The sequence below is a fragment of the Gymnodinialimonas sp. 202GB13-11 genome, assembly GCF_040932485.1.
Taxonomy (GTDB): domain Bacteria; phylum Pseudomonadota; class Alphaproteobacteria; order Rhodobacterales; family Rhodobacteraceae; genus Gymnodinialimonas; species Gymnodinialimonas hymeniacidonis.
This window is the reverse complement of sequence record NZ_JBFRBH010000001.1, coordinates 3,570,495-3,591,618: the sequence shown is the minus strand read 5'-3', so window position 1 is coordinate 3,591,618 and position 21,124 is coordinate 3,570,495. Positions and strand designations below refer to the sequence as shown.

Genomic DNA, 21,124 nt, shown 5'->3' with positions numbered 1-21,124 from the left:
ATCGAAACCGGGTAAACCTCGGAACGATCAACACGGGAGATTGTCATGCCGTTGCTATTAGACCGCCGCGCGTTTCTTGCCTCGACCGCTGGCTTCATTGCGCTCCACCCCTTTTCAGCTCGCGCGCAGGCGGGTCAGGCGCATTTGCGGATCATGGAAACCACGGACCTGCACGTTCACATCTTTCCCTATGATTATTACGGCGACCGGGAGGTTGATACCGTGGGGCTCGCGCGGACTGCGTCCCTGATCAATGACGTGAGAGCGGAGTCGGCGAACTCCCTTCTGCTGGACAATGGAGATTTTCTTCAGGGCAATCCGATGGGCGATTACATGGCCTACGAACGCGGCATGTCCGAGGGCGATGCACACCCAATCATTACGGCCATGAACGCGGTTGGGTTCGATGGTGCGACCATCGGCAACCACGAATTCAACTACGGCCTCGATTTCCTCATGAACTCCATGCAGGGCGCGGATTTCCCCATAGTTCTGGCCAATGTTGCCCGCGAATTGGGTGGTACCCCGACTGAGGACAGTCTGCTGTTCGATCCCTACGTGATACTAGATCGCGAGATTACGGATGGGGCCGGCGAAACGCATCCGATCCGCATCGGCATGATCGGATTCGTACCACCACAGATCATGGTTTGGGATCGCCGCCATCTGGAAGGAAATGTGCAGACCCGCGATATCGTTGAGGCGGCGGAAGCGTGGATCCCGCAGATGCGTGAAGAAGGTGCGGATATCGTCATTGCACTTAGCCATTCGGGCATTGGCGGGGCCGAAGCCGTCGACTTGATGGAGAATGCGTCGATCCCGCTTGCAGCTGTTGAAGGTGTCGATGCAATTCTTACGGGCCACCATCACCGTGTCTTCCCCGGGCCTGACTACGCGGACACACCCGGTGTCGATGTGGAGGCCGGAACGATCATGGGCACACCCGCCGCGATGGGCGGATATTGGGGCAGCCATATGGGATTGATTGACCTGATGTTGGAACGCGACGGCAACGGCTGGCGCGTGATGACGCATACGTCGGAGGCACGCCCGATCTCACGCCGGGAAGAGGACCGTTCTGTCACTGCGTTGGTGGAAAGCGACGAAACGATCCTTGCTTCTGTGCAGGAAGAACATGACGCAACCCTTGCCTATGTGCGGCGCGCCGTCGGTAGCACGGATGCACCTCTGCATTCCTACTTCGCACTGGTGGCTGACGATCCTTCGGTCCAGATCGTCTCAAATGCGCAAACTTGGTACATCCAACAGATGATGGAAGGCACGGACCATGAGGGCCTTCCGATCTTGTCCGCAGCTGCTCCGTTTAAGGCGGGCGGTCGTGGTGGACCGGAATACTACACGGATGTTCCGGCAGGCGACGTGGCGATCCGCAATGTAGCCGACCTTTACCTTTACCCAAACACCGTCCGCGCGGTTCGGATCACCGGGGCCGAGGTGCGCGAATGGTTGGAACGCAGCGCAGGCATGTTCAACCAGATCGAGCCGGGCGTCGAAGATCAGGTTCTGCTGAACCCGGATTTCCCATCCTACAACTTCGATGTCATCGACGGCGTGACGTACCGCATCGATCTGAGCCAGCCATCGAGGTACAACAACGATGGTGAAGTCGTTTCGGACACACACCGCATCGTCGATTTGGTCTACAATGGAGAGCCAATTGATGACGCGCAGGAGTTCATCGTTGCCACCAACAATTACCGCGCCGGTGGCGGTGGCAACTTCCCTGGTGCTTCGCCTGAAACGATCATCTTCGAAGGGCCCGACACCAACCGGGACGTGATCGTTCGCTACATCGTGGAGCAAGGCACCGTGAGCCCGTCGGCCGATGCGAACTGGACCTTCGCACCGATGGAGGGAACCACGGTTCTGTTCGACACCGGCCCGGCGGGCGCGACCTATGCCGAAGATGTGCCGGGCGTGACGATTGAGCCCGCAGGCGATGGACCTGATGGATTTGCGCGGTTCCGCATCTCGCTTTGAATTTATCAAAGCGATCTACCAAACGTCGTCCTCAGGGGCGGCGTTTGTCTGTTTTCGAACAATACGTTAGAGCGGCAGGAAAGGGAGGGCACGATGGCCGTCAAACGTTTGCTGACAGAATTCGGAATGGGCAGCTCGCTCCGCCGACAGGACTATACGGAGGCCGCCACGCGCGCTGTGAAGGATGCGCTTTGGCACAATTCGATCAATCTGGCCGAGCTCTACGGCAAGGATAAATCCGAGATGCAAATCACGGTGGAGGTTGGTGTTCAGGATCCCGAAAAACTGGATGCTGAGAAGATTGTCGAAATCTTTCCATACGGTCAGATCACAATTGTCCCACGTAAAGGCGGCTTGGATGTGCCGCGCGACGACGGGGGCAATCCGACCGTCATAGCAAATGTGGCCATTTCAGTTGCCCTAGATCTGGAGGGCGTGGAATGAGCGACCAAAGGTTCATCATCGAAATGGGTATGGGCAACGATCAATACGGTCAGGATTACACCAAGGCCGCCGCTCGCGCGATTGAAGATGCAATCCGGCACTCCGCGATCCCACTGTTTGAGGCTACGGGAATTTCGCACGATCAAATGCGCGTAAAGGTCACCATCGGCGTCCAAGCTCCGGACCATGTGGATTGTGAAAGCCTGACTGAGAAGCTCCCGCGCGGCCGTGCCGAGGTTAAGGCCGTCTTCGGCGGGCTGGACGTGACAAACCCGGATACGGGCAAGACGCTGGTCATCGCATCAGCGGCGGTTGAAGCGTTCTTGCCAAAACAGGCCTAAAACACGACCAACCCTGTTGCCGTTTCAAGGTGGCCCGTTATCGTCCGGCCAAGGGGAGGACAAACGTGCGCACTCAAGTTGCTATCATTGGCGGGGGGCCCTCTGGCCTGTTGCTGGCGCAGCTCCTGAATGGACAGGGCATTTCTTCCGTCGTGCTAGAACGGCAGACCCGGGATCACGTCCTTGGCCGCATCAGAGCCGGAGTGCTCGAACAGGGCCTGGTCGGCCTGCTAAAAGATGTTGGTTGCGGCGATCGTCTGCATGCCGAAGGCTTCATCCATGATGGGACCCTGATCTCTTACGGCGACCAGATGTTCCGGGTCGATTTCACCGAACATGTGGGCAAGCCGGTCGTGGTTTACGGCCAGACAGAAGTGACCCGCGATCTATATGCTGCGCGCGATGCCAGCGGCGGCCAGACGATCCACTCCATTGAGAATGTTGTCATTCACGGCGCAGACCGCGACACACCTTCGGTTGCTTTTGAAGTGGACGGCGAACGCCGCGTCATCGAATGTGATTTTGTGGCTGGGTGCGATGGATTCCACGGGGTCAGCCGCAAAACCATTCCTGAAAGTGTCCGTCGCGAGTACGAAAAGGTCTATCCGTTCGGTTGGCTTGGTGTTTTGTCAGAAACACCCCCGGTGAACCATGAACTGATCTACGCCAATTCTCCGCGCGGCTTTGCGTTGTGCTCAATGCGAAACGCCAATCTCAGCCGGTATTACATCCAATGCAGTCTTGACGATTCACCCGAGAACTGGAGTGACGAGGCATTCTGGGCTGAACTAAAACGCCGAATTCCAGCAGATCAGGCCAGTGCGCTTATCACCGGGCCATCTATCGAAAAATCCATAGCACCGCTGAGGTCGTTCGTGACGGAACCCATGCGGTGGGGACGGCTTTTCCTTTGCGGTGATGCGGCACACATCGTTCCGCCGACTGGCGCCAAAGGTCTGAATACGGCCGCGTCGGATGTGAACTACTTGTTCCGCGCCTTGGCTCAGTTTTACAAAAACGGTTCAGAAGAGGGTCTTGATGGATACTCCGCGAAGGCGCTGGCCCGTGTATGGAAAGCTGAACGCTTTTCCTGGTGGTTCACAACCTTGATGCATCGCTTCCCCGGACAGTCTGACTTCGATCTCAAGATGCAAATCGCAGATCTCGAATTCCTGCGCGCCAGCGCAAGTGCGCAAAAGGCGATGGCCGAGAATTACGTCGGTCTGCCCTATTAGGAGGGCTCTACACATGTCGGAGAAGCTGAAAAAAGGGATGGAAGTCCGTCGCGCCGTTCTTGGTGATGCGCATGTTGATCGTGCGGAGACCTCAAAAACAGCCTTTGACGAACCGTTCCAAACCATGATCACCGAAGGGGCGTGGGGCACGCTTTGGGCAGACGAGACGATCTCGCTCAGGGATCGGTCTCTTCTTACATTGGCGTTGCTAGCAGCGTGCGGGAACTTTGAAGAAATTCCTATGCATGTCCGCGCGACCGCGCAAACCGGCGCCACGCGGGATGAGATCATGCAGGCATTCTTGCATGTGGCCGTTTACGCAGGCGTGCCGAAGGCAAACCATGCGATCAAACTGGCCAAAGCCACATTTGCCGAAATGGACGGCAAGTCCTAGCGAGCGCCTCTTCGCACGGACACCACCTTGCACGAATCGCTCACTTTATGCCCACCTACTGAAAGTACGATTGGGGGACATAATGTCGGCGTTGGAAGCTGCAGTTCTTTGTATGGTCGCAGTCATCGGCCATTTGATGGCCCTGTTCTGGTTGTGCGTCGAAGAATACGAAGTCGATCTTTCCAGAGACCAAATTTACGACCTTACGATCAAAGATCCACAGGTTCGGCGGGAGCTCAAGAATTCACTGCACACACCCATGCATGCCATCCTTCTGATGGTTGCCCTGCTTATTGGTTTGTTTGAAGACCGCGGCTTTGGCGCTTTTCTTTACACTTTCGTTCTAACCGCGCTTTGGGCCGAGATATGGCACTACGCATCGCATCGCGCGTTCCACTTGCAACCGTTGCACTGGATCCACGCGGAGCATCACAAAAGCCGCCTGTCCAGTCCGTTCACGGCGCTTTCCTTTTCGTTCACGGAAAAGCTCATCTTCGACATCGGGATGATTGGTGGCATGGCTATAATTGGCCTTTTGCTCCCGCTGAACTGGTTTGGAGTAGCTGCATGGTTTGTGGCCTACTTGATCGTCAACTCATTCGGCCACGCGAACTACGAAATCCGAGGTGAGACTTTCATGAAGCTGAAGGGAACCGTTCTGACCTCAACGGTTTATCACGCGCTTCACCATAGCCGCTATACCGGGAACTATGGATTGGGGACGCGCGTCCTCGATAGGATCTTGGGTACAGAATGGCCCGATGTTGAGGCCGTCTACGACCGCGTTGTTTCAGATAAACAGCCTCTTGTGGGCTTGCGCGATCGCGTCGATCCCGCGGAGGAGCGGTGATGGATACCGCCCTGATGAATGCCTTGGCCAAAGTCGCCAGACCGGTGGCGTTTGAGGACGGCACTGCACTGCGCATGAAGGGCGTTTTCGCGTCGGACATCCTTTTGATCACGGATGGCGTGGTTGAATGCATTCTGTCTGAGAAGAACGACGTCCACCTTCAGGTCGGCGCAGGCGACATTGTCGGAGAAATCGGATTTTTGACCGGCAAGGGGGCGAACGCGACCCTTCGGGCCGTCGGCCCAGTTTCGGCGTTGTCGATTGACGGGTCTGCCTTGGGACGGTTGCAACGCGATGACCCACAACACGCAGCACAGGTTCTCAGGCACCTCGCAATTCTTATGCAAGATCGTGTAGAGGAAAATGAGATCCTGCTTCCCGACCCCGATCCGAGCGAAGAGCGCTCATTCGATATCATCCGGTGTTCCACTTTGGATCAGCTGCGCACTACGCAGAAAATCCGGTACGATATCTATTGCCTCGAATTCGGGCGCTCGTCGCCGTACGCGGACCCGGATGAAGGCACTATCATCGACGATCTGGACAAATCAGGGACGAGCTTTCTTGCGCTTCACGACGGTGTTCCGGTTGGTACCGTCCGCATCAATCTGGGCCGAGATAGCGACTTCGGCCCAATGACGGATATTTATGGCGTGAAGGAGAGTGCTTTCGATCTGGAAGACGCGTCTATCGTCACGAAATTCGCGATCCGTGAGGCCTATCGCGGCGGCAGCGCTTATATGCGTCTATTCTCGGCAATCGCGGGTTTCGTCCACACAACAGGAGCAAGATCGATCTTTATCGACTGCAATCCCAAGCTGGCCCGCTTCTACGCGACCATGGGGTTCGTGCGCTCGGCCCCGGATTTCGTGCACTACGAGAATGGCTTGTCCGTTCCGATGGTTCTCGATTTGCAGGAATACTTCGGCAGAATGCCGCTTGAAGATCGCGTGCGCCGAAACCGCTGGCGCTGATTAAACCTCTGTTCATGGCTTTTCGGTAAACCGGCCCTCGACTTTCGGGAGTGTCCGTATGGCCGGGAATGAACTGCGCCCTCTTATCATTAAGCGCAAGAAGGTTTCTGGCGGTGACGGACATCACGGTGGCGCTTGGAAAGTCGCATACGCTGACTTTGTGACTGCCATGATGGCCTTCTTCATGCTGATGTGGCTGCTCAACGCGACGACTGAAAACCAGCGAAAAGGCTTGGCTGACTACTTTAGTCCAAGCGTTCCTGTCGCGCGTGTATCCGGCGGCGGCGATGGGGCGTTTGGTGGGGAAAGCCCCTTCTCAGAAGAGGTTCTTACTCAAAACGGCACCGGTGCTTCTAGTCTGCAACCGACCGAAGGGCGGCAGGCTCTCGGTTTGCAAGGAACAGACCACGATGCCGAACGCGAAACCGCCGAACTGGCCGAGATCGAAAGCTCTCTAACCGGCGAAGGTGGGGATAGCTTGGTGAGCGAACTCGCGCGACCACACATCGAAACGCGCCTCACGGATGAGGGGCTTTTAATTGAGGTTTTTTCTCGCCCCGGAGAACCGATTTTCGATCCCGAGACGGGGTCACCGCAACCTTGGCTCGCTGAGCTTGCAGCAACGATGGCTGACCTGTTTGGAACCGTGAACAACGGCGTTGCAGTGGAAGCGCATATCGCAGCAGAGCCTGTCGTGCGCGCCAGCGTCAGCGGGTGGCGGCGTACAACGGAACGGGCGCAAACGATGCGAGCATTGCTGGAAGCCGGTGGCTTGAACGCCCTTCGGGTCGCACGTGTCACAGGCCATTCCGATCGTGAGCCAGTGGTTGAGCCTGCCATAGCACCGCGTAACGATCGTTTGGAGATCATATTGCTGCGCAACGCCTACTGAAAAAGCATCACATTTTATCTGTTAGGACGACCTTAAACCTTCATCGTCCACCTTGGTGCAAATCCCAGATGCAGCAGAAAGGTGCATGTGATGACGATTTCTTCCTCGCTGAACGCGGGTGTTGCGGGCCTCTCGGTCAACGCAAGCCGCTTGGCCACCATAGCAGACAATATCGCGAACTCAGGTACGAACGGATACAAGCGTGCGGTCGCTGATTTCCACTCCATGGTTATTGAATCCGGTAGCGGCATTTATTCCGCAGGCGGTGTTCGCGTGACGACCCAGCGGCTCATCGACCAGCCCGGCGCACTAGCGACAACCAACAACCCAACTGACCTCGCCGTGCGAGGGCGCGGTTTTCTTCCGGTGACCACCGGTGCTGCAGTCGGCGTAGACGGTGCAGGGGACCTCCCGCTGTTTCTAGCGACCACCGGGTCCTTCCGCACAGACGCCGATGGGTATTTGCGGACATCCACTGGCGTTACTTTGATGGGGTGGCCGGCAAATGCTGACGGAACGGTCCCATCCTTCCCGCGCGATACCGGCGCGGGGCTGGAGCCTGTCCAAGTCAACGTCAATCAGTTTACGTCCGAGCCAACTACGCGCATTTCGATGGGTGTTAACTTGCCGGGAACGGACACTACGGCTGGCTCAGCAGGCGATACACGGCAGCTCTCGATCGAATACTTTGATAACCTCGGCACGTCGCAATCAATCGACGTGGCCTTTACACCGACTGTTCCGCCATCAGGTGATCCCGCCTCTAACACCTGGACAATGGTGTTAAGCGACTCGGCTCAAAACGGAGCCGTTATCGGCGAGTATACGGTGGAATTTGACGACAGCCGGACAGGTGGCGGCACGATCCAGAATGTCACGCAAGGTGTGCCACCTGTCGGAGGTGGCTGGAACTCTGGCACCGGCACCTTCTCTGTCGATGTTCTTGGCGGGCCAATTGAAATCGACATCGGCGCTCAAGGCGCCGGATCTGGCCTGACGCAGCTGTCCGATAATTTCGCACCGACGGCCATTTCGAAAGATGGCTCGCCCGTTGGCAACCTCGTTTCAGTTGAAGTTGACGCAAACGGCTATGTACACGCCAATTTCGACGTTGGCATCACACGCACCGTCTATCAGATCCCGTTGATTGATTTGCCCAATCCAAACGGGCTAATGGCGCATGACAATCAGCTTTACTCCACATCAGCTGAGAGTGGGTCCTTTTTTCTTTGGGACGCGGGCGACGGCCCGACAGGGGATGTTGTGTCCTACGCGCTTGAAGAGTCCGCAACCGATGTCGCGGCCGAGCTGACGCAGCTGATTCAAACTCAACGGGCCTATTCGTCGAATGCAAAGATCATCCAGACTGTGGATGAGATGTTGCAAGAAACGACCAATATCATTCGATGATTGAAGGCCGTTCGCCCGACACCAGGCACATGATATGAGCATCTCATCAGCCCTTTCCAGCGCGTTGAGCGGGCTGAACGCCTCAGCCCGCCGCGCCGATATCGTGTCTTCGAACATCGCCAATGCGATGACCGAAGGATACGGGACCCGTCGCTTGGAAACGGCTGGCCGCATCGTTGGCAACGATGGTTCAGGCGTCCGGGTTATGGGAGTCACGCGGCAAGAAGATTCCATACTGATCGGCCAACGACGCCAGGCCGACTCCCAATTGGGTGCCAACAGAGTTCAGGTGGATTATGGCGCTCGGTTGGAGGCGCTGATTGGCTCCCCAGACCAACCAGGCAGCCTTTCCGGGCGCCTTTCCGATATGGAGGCGAAGCTGATTTCTGCGTCCAACGCACCTTGGAACACTACTCTACTGACAGGCGCGGTCGAAGCTGCACAAAGCCTAGCTTCGAATATCAATCAGATCAGTTCTGGCATTCAATCTGAGCGCCAGCGAGCAGACGCAGAGATTGGAATTGCTGTTGACCGCATTAACACCGCCCTCCAAGGGCTGGACGACCTCAACAAGCGTATTCTTTCCGTGCGGTCGAATGGCGGAGAAGTCGCATCGCTCCACGATGCGCAGGCGCAGTTGATCGATCAAATCTCACCTTACATCCCGCTCCAATCTCGTCGCGAAACCAACGGCACACTCCAAATCTACAGTAACGATGGACATGTTTTACTAAGCCATCGTGCGATGGAGTTGGGGTTTGACCCGTCCCCTGGCATGGATCCCTTTCTTTCACTGGCAAACGGGAACATCTCTGGCCTCACGCTGGATGGACGACCGCTTCGGCTTGAAGGGTCCAATCCGGCTTTGGGCGGTGGCGAACTCGGCGCATTGTTCGATATACGCGACAGGCTTGGCCCAGAAGCGCAGGCACGGATTGATGCAGTCGCCCGCGATCTGGCGGAGCGTTTTGACCAATCCGGATTGGATCCAACCATCGCGCCTGGCGATCCGGGCCTTTTCACCGATGCGGGGAACCTTGCGAACCCAACGAATGAAGTCGGGTTGGCAGGTAGACTGCAAGTGAACGAGCTTGCCATGCCCAGTTCGGGCGGTGCGGTTTGGCGCCTTCGTGATGGATTGGGGGCCGTCACAGAGGGGCCATCTGGGAACGCATCCGTGCTTACGGCGCAAGTCGACGCCTTGACCGCTGCGCGAACGACAGCATCAGGCGGGTTCTCTTCGACAAACCGAACGATCTCCGAGCTTGCTGCAGAAACACTCACGCTCGCGAGCATGTCACGCATCAATGCAGAAACCTCGCTTAGCCACACGGCGAACCTGCACAGCGTTTTGAAGACAGCGGAATTGGCAGACGGCGTCGATACCGACGACGAGCTGCAACGCCTTTTGAAGATCGAACAGCACTACTCCGCCAATGCCCGCGTGATCAACGTGGCGGAAGAAATGATGGATGAGTTGTTGAGGATCGCACAATGAGCATCACTACATTCGGCGACATGGCGCAGTTCCAATCGCTCCGAAAACAGGGGTCCGACCTCCGTTCAGACATCGCTCGTCTGACCGCCGAGCTCGCATCTGGCAAGGTGACGGATACTGGACGGAATCTGAATGGAGACTTCTCGGCGCTCACCGACGTCACTCGCGGGCTACGCCTCAATGAAGCATTCAAAACGAGCATTTCGAATGCTGAAATCACCACGGATGGCCGCCAGACCGCTTTAGATCGAGTGGCCAGCGAGCTCGTCGGATTCGGTGCATCATTACTCTCACTTGCGGGCACATCAAAAACAGAAAGTCGCGAACTGGACCTCTTGAATACGCCTGAAAGGTTTGGAGCGGCTGTCGCCGCCCTCAACACGCAATTCGCTGGGCAGAGCCTCTTTGCAGCGGACGCGCCTGAGAACATTCCGTTGATCCCGGCAGAAGACATCCTTGCGGAACTAAGAAATGTGACGGCGGGTTTAACCGACGCCGCAAGCTTGGAAACGGCGGTACTCGCTTGGTTCAATGATCCTGGAGGCGCATACCAAACATTCGCATGGCAAGGTGGTGACGGGGAACCGCCGGAAACACTTCTGTCAGAGGGCCAAACTGCCGCTACTGGTGTCTCTGCTTTGGATCCAGCGATCCGCGAAACGCTGGCTGGTTTGGCCATGGCCACCCTTGCGGCAGACAAATATTTGTCTTTGAGCTCTGAGGAACGCGCAGATTTACTCTCGAGATCCGGTCAACAAGTACTCAGTGGCGAAACCGATTTGGTCGATCTCCGTGCGCGCCTAGGTGCGGAGCAAGCACGTATCGAAGAAGCCAGGGTCGCTGCAGAGACGACGCGTAGCGCACTCGAGTTGGAATATGGGCGACTTGTTGAGGCGGACCCTTACCGGACGGCCACCGAACTTGAGGCCGCAAGCCTCCAGCTGGAAAGCCTCTATATCCTGACCGCGCGCATGTCGCGCCTTAGTCTGACGGAGTTCCTCAGGTGATCCGATCTCTGCTCCTCTTCCTTTCATTTTCGCTTTTTGCATCCGTTTGTTACGCGACACCCATTCGCATCAAGGACTTGGTCGAATTCGATGGGGTTCGAGGGAATGACCTTGTCGGCTATGGGCTTGTCGTGGGCCTGAACGGCACGGGGGATGGATTGCGAAACGCGCCCTTCACAGAAGAAATTATGGTCAATATTCTGGAACGTCTCGGCGTCAATGTGACCGGCGAGCAATTCCGGCCGCAGAACGTTGCGGCGGTCATCGTAACGGCAAGCCTACCTGCTTTTGCACGGCAAGGTGGCCAGATCGACGTGACGGTTTCAGCGATCGGAGATGCAGATAGCCTACTTGGCGGCACCTTGGTGATGACGCCGCTGACGGCAGCCGATGGAGAGATATACGCCGTCGCACAGGGCGCTGTGATCGCTGGCGGTGCCGTCGTGGAGGGCGACGGCGCCCAAGTTACACAGGGTGTTCCTACGGCCGGTGTGATCCCGACCGGGGCCAGGGTCGAACGCGAAGTGGATTTCGACTTCACGTCGCTGGACCAGATCCGATTGGCGCTAAGAACACCAGACTTCACAACTGCGGCCCGGATCGAGGCTGCGATAAATGTGGAATTTGGTCGATCAGTCGCCGCCATGCTCGATGCTGGGACGGTTTTGGTGGATATCGAACGCACACGCGCGCCGTCGCCTGCCCACGCCATTACACGCGTTGAGAACATATTGGTCGAACCGGAAACCCGTGCCCGCGTGGTAGTCGATCAAAGATCGGGTACTATCGTGATGGGAGAGGACGTGCGTATCAGCCGTGTGGCCGTGGCGCAGGGGAACTTGACCTTGCGGATTGAGGAGCAACCGATTGCTATTCAACCCAATCCATTTTCGGAGGGGGAGACGCTGGTCCTTCCAAGGACGGATGCCGAACTGATCGAGGAGCCAGGGACAGGACTTGCCGAGGTATCAGGAGGCACATCGCTGTCAGAAGTTGTAAGCGCATTGAATGCTCTGGGCGTCTCTCCGCGTGACATGATCGAAATTCTGTCCAGCATCGAAGCTGCCGGAGCGCTTCACGCTGAATTCATCGTTCGCTGATTAGCGTCTTCAGCCGGCCTCAGCCTATTCGACTGGAATTGCCAATGCCTTCTGGAGGTGACAGTGAACCTGTTTGCCACTGAATTCGAACGGTTTTCGGGTTCAGGCGACGAGACGATCAGTTACGCCCGAACGCGCAGCACCTGAACACATGCTAATGAAATCTGAGCATAAAGTGCGTTCCAGACAGCTGGTCCCGTACCTGTGCAGACCTCAGACAAGGCGTTTTGCGCGGACCAATTCAACACCGAATTAGAGGGTAAGGCTTGCTCGACACCCGTAAACAAGGTGTGCGTGGCACGCTTTAGCGAATACGCCGAATAACTGAGCGCGCCAACGGGCCTGGGAGTGATTTAAGCGCAACCACCCGCTCAGGACGCCCTAGTCCTGACAGAAGACGCGCAATCACTGCCGGGTGTTCTTGTGCCAGAGTTGACGGTTCTGACAAACCAGCGACCCTTTCCAAAAAATCGCCTTGGTGCCTGGCACGACGTGGCGCCAAATTCTCTGCGTCGAGGGACAAGTCACCCTGAGCTTCCTCAGATATCCCCAACACTTCACCTTGCTTGGCCCGAAACCGCGCTAACAGGCGATTTCTGTGCCACTTCACACGCTCTGCGTCGGGTTTTTGCAGACTGTCTTCTCGATCATGCCCATTCCTCTCTGGCCCTGCATCCAGCTTAGCTAACGCGTCGGGGCCCAGGATGGCTTCAAGAACGCTAAGCTTCTCTTGTCTGGATGATCTTGGGTTCATGGCCGGCTTGTTTTGTTCAGTCACGGCGAGATCCTTTCATGTTTTGAGCGGCTAAAAGTAGCTCCGTACCAGTGCGCCAGTTATTAGAGCCCAACCATCTGCAACCACGAAGAATGCGAGCTTGAATGGCAATGACACGATCGCCGGCGGTACCATCATCATGCCCATCGACATCAGGATGGCAGCTACCACGAGATCGATTACCAAGAATGGAAGAAAGATCAGGAAGCCGATCTGAAAAGCGCGTTCGACTTCACTGAGCATAAACGCTGGAATCAGAACAGACGCCTCGGGGTCGCCGATTGCGGTACCCGGCCGTAATTCAGCCAAACTTGCCAGTGTCGAAGAATCGACACGGTTCATCATGAAACCCCGGAAAGGCTCATAGATGAGTGGGATCGCCTCTTCGACCGAAAGGTCGCCCGTGATAAGCGGCGCGATGCCGACTTGGTAGGCCTCTTCAAATACAGGCGCCATAACGAAGTAGGTCAAGAACAACGCTAGACTGACAATCAGCATGTTGGGCGGCGACTGCTGCAGGCCAATAGCTTGTCGGAGAATGGAAAGCACCGTTACCACAAACGGGAAACAGGTCACCATTATCGCAATGCCCGGCGCCAGGCTGAGCAGTGTGATCAGTGCAATCAGTTGAAAAGTGCGGGCTGTCAGACTGCCCCCGTCTCCCAGATCAAGCGTGACCTCTTGAGCGAACGCCATTCCCGGCAGTGCAAGCGTCGCCGAGAGAATGACAACGAAGACCCGAAGGCTAAGCCGTGGCATCATTGCGATCCACGAGCTCGGTTACTCGAACCGCCAGTTGTCCCTCTCGCTCTCCTTCCATTTCAATGAGTTCACCCTCTGCGATCAGCTTGTCTCCAACCCAAAGCCCAACTCGGTCTTCGACACGACTGTCGAGCGGGAGCACGGTTTCGGGATCCATCTCGAGCATATCCGATAGCTTCGGGCGGGCTTTCCCGACGCAAACGCGGATTTCAATCGGTACGGAATGGAGGGCCGATGCACGGCTAGTCGCGTTGTTATCCGTCATTATGCGGCTCCTTTGGAAAAAGTGGGTTGATCAATCTGTGTTTGGAATGCGCGAACAGCACTTGCGATTTTTTCGGTCACCGTTCCGAGTTCAATTTCGCGCCGTTCGCAGCCGACGCGCAGCGAAATCTGACTCTCCGAGTAGGCCGGTTCAGCGCGCACATGAGCGTTCTGAAGTCCTTCCGCATCCAACAGGCGCTGCAGCTGTTCGCAAACACTGGGAGCCGCAGAAATCTCAATATCCGAGCCAGTTTCCTGTTCGATTACCTTCCGCAATTCTTCAACGGCGACGGGTGCCAAGGCCTCCGCTGCTAGACGTGGAAGAAGTGTTTCGATCAACTCTTGAAAGAATGGCGAAAGTGCTTCGAGAATATCGCTGTGCGCCTTCTCATAGGTTAGCTCTGCATCACGCAGTTTTTGTGCCAAATGCGCCCCAACAGATTTCCGTTCCTCGGCTTCCGCAGCTGCGCAATCGGACCAACCGTTTTTGTAACCAGCTTCGTATGCGTCCAATGAGGCAGCTTCGTTGGATGTGTCGGCAGGTGCCAACTTTTGCGCTGGGTCCCGCCCCGCCCCCCCTGTCGAAGAAAAATCGTCCAACATCAGGGATTTGCTCATTGCGGCATCTCATCATCTTCATTCATCCAGTTGCGCAAAATCTCCACCGTTTCCTCTTCCCTCTCTTGAATCAGCAGGCGCAGTCGTTCGACCGGGTCGAGGTGATTGAGATTGTGCGCCGTCTCTTCTGAGACCGCGCCTGCCATCATCATTGGCAGTGCACGATCAAACGCGTCCGCAATGTTCTCAGGTTGAGATGCGCTGCCGCCATCCATCGTAGCGACTGCTTTTGCAGCGCTCCCATCATCCTCTGTGTTGGTTCCATCAAAAGCTGCAGAGATGGTTTCAGGATCTGATGGGGCAACAGAGGCGAGCGCTGGCAAGCCACCGGCTGGTTCAAGCGCAGGCAATTCAAGGTCGCCACTGCTTCCGCGCTGAGCGGATGTGAGCAGTGGCCGCAACAAGCCGAAAACGATTGCAAGGACCACAAGAGAGAGGATTCCGGTTTGCAGAATCCGTCCGATATCAAGATTAATGCTGTCCAGAAAACTGGCTTCGGTCAGATCGATCACGGCGGCCTCGTCGAAGGCCATCGATTGGATGGTAACTATATCGCCGCGTGTTTCGTCATAGCCGACGGCCGATCTAACCAACTCGGTCAGCGCTGAAATCTCTGCATCGGTCCTCGGAATCGTTTCGACAATCCCGTCCGCTCCAATTTCATCCACGCCGTTCAAAAGCACAGCAACTGTTATGCGGCGCACCGCGCCCGGTTCACGTTCGACTTCACGCTGAAGTTCGGACAGGTCGAAAGTTACCCTTTCCCGCGACTCTGTGGTCTGAGCAGATGACCCTTCCCCTTCGGCACCCTCGCCGTCAGGAAGGTTCGAGGCAACGGTCACACCTGTAGCTGCGCCGTCACGCGAGGAGTTATCGAGTTCCTCCGTTTCGGTGGCAACAATCACGCGGCTGTCTGGATCGATAACTCGCTCCAAGACGGTTTCTCGAGCCATTTCTAATTCCACGGAAACCTGGACGACTGCGTTTCCCGGGCCGACACGCGCTGCTAGCAACCGCTCAATATTTGCCCTCATCTGATCGGCTCGGGCGGTGGCATCGGCAGCTGGCGTCATTTGCTCTTGCCCATCCAGAACCTGACCGGAATCTGCGTCAATGACGGTGACGTTTTCGGGTCGTAATCCCGGTACAGAAGATGCCACCAAGTAACGCAACGCTTGGGCGTGCCCCGGCGCAAGTCCACCTGCAGCGGGCCGAACCGCAACAGATGCCGTAGCTTCCTGTGTGGGTTGGAATGGGTCTGCGGACGGATTGGCTATGTGAACCCGCGCAGCGCGTATCGCTGGGGACGCTATGATGGTTCTGGAAAGTTCGCCTTCTTTGGCACGCCAATAAGCGGCGTCGAACATTTGGGACGTGGTCCCAAACCCTGAGAGCGAGTCTAGAAGCTCGTACCCCTGCGGACCGTTTGCCGGCAGCCCTTCACTCGCGAGCGCCAATCGAAGGGCATCGCGTTCCGAGCTTTCGACGAAAATAGAATCACCTTCGACACGATGGGCAACACCGCGTTCAGAGATGGCTTCCACAACCTCGCCAGCGGCCGCCGGGTCCAGTCCGCTGTACAGCAAGGAAAAGGACGGCTGAGCCGCTATCCGCGTCAAGATAAACAAGGCGATTGCCAAAGCGGCAATGCCCCCAACCAGCATGCCCCGTCGGCGTCCGTCCATGTCGTTCCAAAGCTCAAGCAGCTTGTTCACCGCAGCACCATTTTCCATCGACCCGTTCTGGCCCGTTGTCTGCGGTCATAGCCCCTGCAGGCTTAACAATCGGTTAGTGCCTTACGGCTAATACGAAGGAGAACGAAACAAGATCGTGAGAATCATGTCTGAAGAAGTTGAAGCGGAAGAACCCCAGAAGAAGAAGGGCTTACTGATGCCCTTGCTCGTCGGGTTGCTTTTGGCCGTTCTGGGCGGAGGTGGAGGATTCTGGGCCGTAACACAGGGCCCCCTAAGCTCCAGCTCACACGAACCAGGTGAACACGCAGAAACCGATGAACCGCATGATGGCGATGGACATTCACATTTGCCTGTCGAGGTCGCATTTGTGGAACTTGAGACGTTGGTCGTTTCACTTGGCGCAAATGAAGCCGGGCGAAACTTGATATTCACGGCCGCGCTCGAGGTAGAGCCGATGCACGTCGAAGACGTCACGCAGCTTAGCCCAAGAGTTATGGACGTGCTGAATTCTTACCTTCGCGTGATCTCCGTCTCTGAACTCAGTGAACCCGCTAGCTTGGGCCGCCTGCGCGCACAAATGCTGCGACGCATTCAAGTGGTTACAGGCCCGGGGCGGGTTCGGGACCTCCTCGTCACACAATTTCTGGTGAATTAGATGACCTTCTTTCTGACATACGGCGCTGACCTTCTGGTGATCCTCGCGAGTCTAGGTGCAATGGGGTACTGCATTGTCCTTTCGCGCCGCCTCAACCGGTTGACAAGCTTCGACAAGGGTCTTGGTGGCGCGATTGCCGTCATGTCCAGCCAAGTGGACGAAATGAAAGCGGCATTGCGCGAAGCAAAGGCAGGCTCGGATGGTGCCGGGCAACAGCTCCATGAGTTGGTCCATCAGGCCCGGGACATTTCGACCGAGCTGGAGATGATGATCGCAGCCTGCCACGATTTTGCAGAAGACGCTATTGTTGCCCAAAGCTTGCCAACCGCATCGCAGCAGCCTGCGGAAAACGCGGAGGTAGGTACTGATGGGCTTCCAAAAGATGCGGAAGACACATCTGAAGTTACTCCCATTTTCGGAACCAGGCGCATGCCAGCCACGCACGTCGAACAACCCGAGATGGAGGCCCCAGCTCTGTTCCGGCACCACAATTCGTTGGCAAGTTAAAATGGGTATTCGGACGAGGATAAAGCGGCTTAAGCGGGGAAGCGTTTTGGTCTCCCTTGGCGCGATATTTGCGGTCTCTATCGGCTTGCGGCTCAGCACAATGGACTTTGAGGTGGTCTCAGCTGCCTCTGCATCTGACCCGGAACCGATCACGTCGGTTGTCGGCCCTGCATCCCCAATCCGGGCAGCTATGGACGAAGTCACGATGTTTCGCGACCGTCTGCGCGAACGAGAAGAAGAATTGAATGATCGGGAGCGCGCGATTGAGGCAGCGCAAATCCTGGTGGAAGAACGGCTTGCTGAACTCGAGGCTGTCGAAGCGCGTTTGGAATCACTTGTTCAAGTGTCTGATACTGCCGCGGAGGGTGATCTTCAGCGCCTGACCGAGGTCTATGAGACGATGGGTCCGGATCAGACTGCCGAATTGTTTGCCCAAATGGACCCAAACTTTGCGGCCGGGTTTCTGACGCGCATGTCGCCCGCCGCCAGCGCCGCTATCATGGCCGAACTTGACCCTGCTTACGCCTACGCCGTTTCAGTTGTGATCGCCACGCGCAACGCAGCCGCGCCAACACTCGATGAGCCTGAAGCTGATACCGAATCTTAAGGCTTCGCTGTCACTTCAAGAAAAACTGCAGGAGAATCCGCAATGCTCGGGATCATAGGAATCCTCGTTGTCTTTGGAATGGTGTTCGGCGGCTACAAACTGGCTGGCGGCAAGTTCGGCATCATCATCAAGGCGTTGCCATTCGAGATGATGATGATCCTTGGCGCTGCGATCGGTGCATTCTTGATTTCAAACGACAAAGGGACGATCAAAGCCACGCTGAGTGGTCTGAAAAAGGTCTTCAAGGGTCCGACATGGAAAGACGAAGACTATCATCAGCTTCTTTGTCTTCTCTTTGAATTAATCAGGCTGCAGCGGCAAAACGCAGTCGCTGTGGAAGAACACATCGAAAACCCAAACGAGTCTGAAATCTTTTCGCGCTATCCCAAAATTTTGGGGGACCACGAAGCGGTGGAGCTGATTTGCGATACGCTGCGCGCCGCGGCCATGAACTATAACGACCCCCACCAGGTGGAAGAGGTGCTCGACAAACGGTTGGAGCAGAATATTCATCACCAGATGCACGGCAGCCACGCAATGCAGACGGTTGCAGATGGTTTGCCCGCTCTGGGGATCGTGGCAGCCGTTCTCGGCGTAATCAAGACGATGGCCTCTATCGATCAACCCCCCGAGGTGCTTGGCGGCCTTATCGGCGGCGCACTGGTCGGTACTTTTTTAGGGGTTTTTCTGGCGTACGGATTTGTGGGGCCTTTCGCATCGAAGATGAAGGGCGCGATTGAGGAAGATCATCAATTCTACCTGATGATCCGAGAAGTTCTGATTGCGAACCTGCACAACCACGCGACCAACATCTGCATCGAGGTTGGCCGCCAAAACGCGCCGCACCATGTACGGCCCGGTTTCAACACGCTGGAGGAGGCTTTGCGTGACCTCAAACAAGCCGCATGAGGTGGCTTGTTCTCGCTGCCGCGGTCACTGTGTGGACTCCATTTGCCGCCGCTCAGACCCTTAATGTCCAATCGGGTGACCATGTCGGCTTTACAAGGCTCGTCATCCCGATTGGGGTCGACCGCTCATGGAATATCGTCGAGAGGGATAGCCGGACCTGGGACGTTGAACTTGAACCTCCGGTGGACGGGTTCAACACAGCAAACGCATTTGATCTGATCCAACGGACACGATTGGCAGCCCTCGAGGACAATACCGATCTCACGCTGCTTTTGTCATGTGATTGCCCCATCAGCGGTTTTCGCCATCAAGATCAATATCTGGTTATCGACATCTCGGACCCGCCCGAAGACCAGGATCCGCAAATTGAATTTGACGAAACAACCCTAGCAGATCGCGAATTGGAGCGCGCACGCGCAGCTGAGGCCTTGCCCAATCTTGCTTCGTTGCTGAGTGGTGCAGACCGATTGCCGACGCTCGCAGCGTCTCCACCGGGACACGGACAACCGGCACCGGCAGAAACCATTGAAGCGGGCAACGAGTTGCCGAACCCTCAAATTGAGGAGGCTGCACAAATCATGGCTGAGCAATTGGCGCGGGCAGCGGCGTCAGGTTTGTTGGACGCGTCCCTCGGCGAGCCTCAGACCTTCGCAGATCCAGTAGAAACGCATAGTGTTCCGGATCAGGAAACGGAAGAAAGTGGTGCGGCGGATGAGGTACCGGCCGCTATCGAGCCCGACGCCGCACAAGAACAGATCGCGCGCCCGGACAACTTCCCAATCAGGACCCATACTTCGATTGACCCACGGATCGTTCTTGATCGGCCACTTTCGCCGCAACCGTCTCAAGGTGCCTGTTCAGCTGAACCCTTCGAGGCACGTAATTGGGCAGATACCGAGACGTTTGAGCAAGGCTTGGGCGAACTTAGGCTTGGTCTGTATGACGACCGCGACGACTTGATTGAGGAAGGTGCCGAGGCTCTCGCACTCTACTACCTTTATCACGGATTTGGGGCGGAGGCGCGCTATTGGTTGATGCAGCTCGAGGCTCCGTCCGAGGATTTGTTGAGTGCAGCCAATCTTGTAGATGGTTCGAGCGAAGCTGGTTTCTCAGAGGTGGACTCACCTGCGGATTGCTCTGACGGCGCACTTCTATGGCACTACCTGGACGGTGCAGTTGCCGCCGACCTTTCGGCGGATGACGTTGCCGCGATCCAGCGAGCCTATGCGCGCCTCCCAACACCTCTCAGAGATCTTCTGGGCCCGAGACTGGCGCGGGCACTGCATCTTGACCGAAAGGAGGAGGCGGCGCGCAATGTACGAGACATCATTAATCGCGGCGGCCGAGTCCCTGAGGCCGAACTGAGAATGCTCGATTTCGATCTGGGAATTTCGGCAGTAGAATCCATCGCCGGAACCCAGGATGCACTAACAGGCATGTTAACGGGCAATGCATCTGATGCCGTCTCAACGATGGCGCAGGCGCTCGCTTTTGACCGAAACGTAGGAGTGCGACCGGGTCCAGAACGACTGACCGCAGCCGAAGCACTACTCCGAGAAAACGGATCGGGGCCTGAAACAGACTTGCTCTGGCAAGAAGTTGTCCTGGGTCATGCCGCTTTGGGTTCGATCGACACTGCGTTGTCGATGTTGGGCAGTACAAATCGTGAAGTTAGCGTGTTCGAAGAAACACTTACCGCGCTCATCGCAGATCGGGTCGCAGTAGAAGACACAGCCACGCTTTTGGTTCTTGCACACTCCTTTGGGGCGAGATGGCGGCCAGAGGGATCAGACGCCGGTCGTGCTCAAGTATCAGCGATCGCGCTGCTTCGTGAAGCAGGTCTTTATGAAGCTGCACAAATCCTGAGGGATGTTCGAAGGCCGCTCATTCTTCCGGCACAAGCGGATGACGCGCGCTCTGCTATTGACCCAATTGTGGCGGCATGGAACGCGCGAGATTGGGATGAATTGTCGGGAACCGCTACGGGCGCCCATTATGAAATTGCAACGCGTATGGCTGCCCGCGGAAATCCTCCTGACGCATCCGAGGAAACCTTGCGCGACTTGGAAGTCGTCGTCGCCGCCGTTGCAGACAGCCAATCTCTTCGTCAAGCGATCAACGAAATATTGGCTCATCCGAGCCCTGAATGACCCACTCCAACGGGAACAGCAGAATGCCATTCACCGT

At 56.5% G+C, this 21,124-nt stretch carries 21 protein-coding genes; 17 read left to right on the top strand and 4 right to left on the bottom strand.

Features of this window, described 5'->3' with window-relative positions:
- The first annotated feature begins 45 nt into the window (after nt 1-45).
- The 12 genes from V8J81_RS18355 to V8J81_RS18300 all read left to right on the top strand — a co-directional run bounded on the left by V8J81_RS18355 (nt 46) and on the right by V8J81_RS18300 (nt 12,146).
- Nucleotides 46-2,001 (top strand): bifunctional 2',3'-cyclic-nucleotide 2'-phosphodiesterase/3'-nucleotidase, encoded by a 1,956-nt coding sequence (locus V8J81_RS18355; RefSeq protein WP_368477195.1) that lies wholly within the window; start codon nt 46-48, stop codon nt 1,999-2,001.
- A 93-nt stretch (nt 2,002-2,094) separates the two neighbouring features.
- The gene (locus V8J81_RS18350; RefSeq protein WP_368477194.1) at nt 2,095-2,445 is read left to right on the top strand and encodes a Lin0512 family protein; all 351 of its coding nucleotides are present in this window, start codon (nt 2,095-2,097) and stop codon (nt 2,443-2,445) included.
- Complete coding sequence (locus V8J81_RS18345) at nt 2,442-2,786, top strand: Lin0512 family protein (RefSeq protein ID WP_368477193.1); 345 nt, start codon at nt 2,442-2,444, stop codon at nt 2,784-2,786. The genes V8J81_RS18350 and V8J81_RS18345 overlap by 4 nt, the downstream gene beginning before the upstream one ends.
- Before the next feature lie 65 nt (nt 2,787-2,851).
- Nucleotides 2,852-4,021: a 4-hydroxybenzoate 3-monooxygenase gene (pobA, locus tag V8J81_RS18340; RefSeq protein ID WP_368477192.1), complete on the top strand. Its 1,170-nt coding sequence runs from the start codon at nt 2,852-2,854 to the stop codon at nt 4,019-4,021.
- Between the two features lie 13 nt (nt 4,022-4,034).
- Nucleotides 4,035-4,415, top strand: coding sequence for a 4-carboxymuconolactone decarboxylase (pcaC, locus tag V8J81_RS18335; RefSeq protein WP_368477191.1), 381 nt, complete (start codon nt 4,035-4,037; stop codon nt 4,413-4,415).
- An 82-nt stretch (nt 4,416-4,497) separates the two neighbouring features.
- Complete coding sequence (locus V8J81_RS18330; RefSeq protein WP_368477190.1) at nt 4,498-5,265, top strand: sterol desaturase family protein; 768 nt, start codon at nt 4,498-4,500, stop codon at nt 5,263-5,265.
- Nucleotides 5,265-6,239 carry a GNAT family N-acetyltransferase gene (locus tag V8J81_RS18325; protein ID WP_368477189.1) on the top strand — a complete coding sequence of 325 codons (975 nt, stop codon included), beginning with the start codon at nt 5,265-5,267 and terminating at the stop codon, nt 6,237-6,239. The genes V8J81_RS18330 and V8J81_RS18325 overlap by 1 nt, the downstream gene beginning before the upstream one ends.
- 58 nt (nt 6,240-6,297) lie before the next feature.
- Nucleotides 6,298-7,131, top strand: a complete 834-nt coding sequence (locus V8J81_RS18320) for a flagellar motor protein MotB (protein WP_368477188.1) — start codon at nt 6,298-6,300, stop codon at nt 7,129-7,131.
- A gap of 90 nt (nt 7,132-7,221) precedes the next feature.
- The gene (locus V8J81_RS18315; RefSeq protein ID WP_368477187.1) at nt 7,222-8,541 is read left to right on the top strand and encodes a flagellar hook protein FlgE; all 1,320 of its coding nucleotides are present in this window, start codon (nt 7,222-7,224) and stop codon (nt 8,539-8,541) included.
- A gap of 34 nt (nt 8,542-8,575) precedes the next feature.
- A complete protein-coding gene (flgK, locus tag V8J81_RS18310; RefSeq protein WP_368477186.1) occupies nt 8,576-10,039 on the top strand; it encodes a flagellar hook-associated protein FlgK in 1,464 nt (487 codons plus the stop codon).
- On the top strand, nt 10,036-11,046 hold the full coding sequence (locus tag V8J81_RS18305) for a flagellin (protein WP_368477185.1): 1,011 nt from the start codon (nt 10,036-10,038) through the stop codon (nt 11,044-11,046). The genes flgK and V8J81_RS18305 overlap by 4 nt, the downstream gene beginning before the upstream one ends.
- Nucleotides 11,046-12,146, top strand: a complete 1,101-nt coding sequence (locus V8J81_RS18300) for a flagellar basal body P-ring protein FlgI (protein ID WP_439649928.1) — start codon at nt 11,046-11,048, stop codon at nt 12,144-12,146. The genes V8J81_RS18305 and V8J81_RS18300 overlap by 1 nt, the downstream gene beginning before the upstream one ends.
- 805 nt (nt 12,147-12,951) lie before the next feature.
- Here the strand turns inward: V8J81_RS18300 and fliP are convergent.
- Genes fliP through fliF form a run of 4 tightly spaced genes read right to left on the bottom strand, consistent with a single transcriptional unit; the run spans nt 12,952 to nt 16,298 of the window.
- Nucleotides 12,952-13,680, bottom strand: a complete 729-nt coding sequence (gene fliP / locus V8J81_RS18295) for a flagellar type III secretion system pore protein FliP (protein WP_368477184.1) — start codon at nt 13,678-13,680, stop codon at nt 12,952-12,954.
- Complete coding sequence (locus V8J81_RS18290) at nt 13,667-13,948, bottom strand: FliM/FliN family flagellar motor switch protein (RefSeq protein WP_368477183.1); 282 nt, start codon at nt 13,946-13,948, stop codon at nt 13,667-13,669. Before V8J81_RS18290 ends, fliP begins: the two co-directional genes overlap by 14 nt.
- On the bottom strand, nt 13,948-14,565 hold the full coding sequence (locus V8J81_RS18285) for a hypothetical protein (RefSeq protein ID WP_368477182.1): 618 nt from the start codon (nt 14,563-14,565) through the stop codon (nt 13,948-13,950). The genes V8J81_RS18290 and V8J81_RS18285 overlap by 1 nt, the downstream gene beginning before the upstream one ends.
- Nucleotides 14,562-16,298, bottom strand: a complete 1,737-nt coding sequence (gene fliF, locus V8J81_RS18280; RefSeq protein ID WP_368477181.1) for a flagellar basal-body MS-ring/collar protein FliF — start codon at nt 16,296-16,298, stop codon at nt 14,562-14,564. The genes V8J81_RS18285 and fliF overlap by 4 nt, the downstream gene beginning before the upstream one ends.
- 106 nt (nt 16,299-16,404) lie before the next feature.
- On the opposite strand from fliF, the gene V8J81_RS18275 reads away from it, so the two are divergent.
- The 5 genes from V8J81_RS18275 to V8J81_RS18255 all read left to right on the top strand — a co-directional run bounded on the left by V8J81_RS18275 (nt 16,405) and on the right by V8J81_RS18255 (nt 21,087).
- Nucleotides 16,405-16,914 carry a flagellar basal body-associated FliL family protein gene (locus tag V8J81_RS18275; RefSeq protein WP_368477180.1) on the top strand — a complete coding sequence of 170 codons (510 nt, stop codon included), beginning with the start codon at nt 16,405-16,407 and terminating at the stop codon, nt 16,912-16,914.
- Nucleotides 16,915-17,421 carry a DUF6468 domain-containing protein gene (locus tag V8J81_RS18270; protein ID WP_368477179.1) on the top strand — a complete coding sequence of 169 codons (507 nt, stop codon included), beginning with the start codon at nt 16,915-16,917 and terminating at the stop codon, nt 17,419-17,421.
- A 100-nt stretch (nt 17,422-17,521) separates the two neighbouring features.
- Nucleotides 17,522-18,028, top strand: a complete 507-nt coding sequence (locus V8J81_RS18265) for a MotE family protein (protein ID WP_368477178.1) — start codon at nt 17,522-17,524, stop codon at nt 18,026-18,028.
- A 42-nt stretch (nt 18,029-18,070) separates the two neighbouring features.
- Nucleotides 18,071-18,937 carry a flagellar motor stator protein MotA gene (gene motA, locus V8J81_RS18260; RefSeq protein ID WP_368477177.1) on the top strand — a complete coding sequence of 289 codons (867 nt, stop codon included), beginning with the start codon at nt 18,071-18,073 and terminating at the stop codon, nt 18,935-18,937.
- Nucleotides 18,934-21,087, top strand: a complete 2,154-nt coding sequence (locus V8J81_RS18255; RefSeq protein WP_368477176.1) for a hypothetical protein — start codon at nt 18,934-18,936, stop codon at nt 21,085-21,087. Before motA ends, V8J81_RS18255 begins: the two co-directional genes overlap by 4 nt.
- Nucleotides 21,088-21,124: the final 37 nt, after the last annotated feature.

Coding starts and splice junctions, on each gene's coding strand:
- V8J81_RS18275 (WP_368477180.1), top strand. CDS start 16,405: ATGTCTGAAGAAGTTGAAGCGGAAGAACCCCAGAAGAAGAAGGGCTTA.
- V8J81_RS18270 (WP_368477179.1), top strand. CDS start 16,915: ATGACCTTCTTTCTGACATACGGCGCTGACCTTCTGGTGATCCTCGCG.
- V8J81_RS18345 (WP_368477193.1), top strand. CDS start 2,442: ATGAGCGACCAAAGGTTCATCATCGAAATGGGTATGGGCAACGATCAA.
- fliF (WP_368477181.1), bottom strand. CDS start 16,298: ATGGAAAATGGTGCTGCGGTGAACAAGCTGCTTGAGCTTTGGAACGAC.
- V8J81_RS18315 (WP_368477187.1), top strand. CDS start 7,222: ATGACGATTTCTTCCTCGCTGAACGCGGGTGTTGCGGGCCTCTCGGTC.
- V8J81_RS18330 (WP_368477190.1), top strand. CDS start 4,498: ATGTCGGCGTTGGAAGCTGCAGTTCTTTGTATGGTCGCAGTCATCGGC.
- fliP (WP_368477184.1), bottom strand. CDS start 13,680: ATGCCACGGCTTAGCCTTCGGGTCTTCGTTGTCATTCTCTCGGCGACG.
- V8J81_RS18290 (WP_368477183.1), bottom strand. CDS start 13,948: ATGACGGATAACAACGCGACTAGCCGTGCATCGGCCCTCCATTCCGTA.
- V8J81_RS18325 (WP_368477189.1), top strand. CDS start 5,265: ATGGATACCGCCCTGATGAATGCCTTGGCCAAAGTCGCCAGACCGGTG.
- motA (WP_368477177.1), top strand. CDS start 18,071: ATGCTCGGGATCATAGGAATCCTCGTTGTCTTTGGAATGGTGTTCGGC.
- V8J81_RS18305 (WP_368477185.1), top strand. CDS start 10,036: ATGAGCATCACTACATTCGGCGACATGGCGCAGTTCCAATCGCTCCGA.
- V8J81_RS18265 (WP_368477178.1), top strand. CDS start 17,522: ATGGACTTTGAGGTGGTCTCAGCTGCCTCTGCATCTGACCCGGAACCG.
- V8J81_RS18350 (WP_368477194.1), top strand. CDS start 2,095: ATGGCCGTCAAACGTTTGCTGACAGAATTCGGAATGGGCAGCTCGCTC.
- V8J81_RS18285 (WP_368477182.1), bottom strand. CDS start 14,565: ATGAGCAAATCCCTGATGTTGGACGATTTTTCTTCGACAGGGGGGGCG.
- flgK (WP_368477186.1), top strand. CDS start 8,576: ATGAGCATCTCATCAGCCCTTTCCAGCGCGTTGAGCGGGCTGAACGCC.
- V8J81_RS18255 (WP_368477176.1), top strand. CDS start 18,934: ATGAGGTGGCTTGTTCTCGCTGCCGCGGTCACTGTGTGGACTCCATTT.
- V8J81_RS18355 (WP_368477195.1), top strand. CDS start 46: ATGCCGTTGCTATTAGACCGCCGCGCGTTTCTTGCCTCGACCGCTGGC.
- V8J81_RS18320 (WP_368477188.1), top strand. CDS start 6,298: ATGGCCGGGAATGAACTGCGCCCTCTTATCATTAAGCGCAAGAAGGTT.
- pcaC (WP_368477191.1), top strand. CDS start 4,035: ATGTCGGAGAAGCTGAAAAAAGGGATGGAAGTCCGTCGCGCCGTTCTT.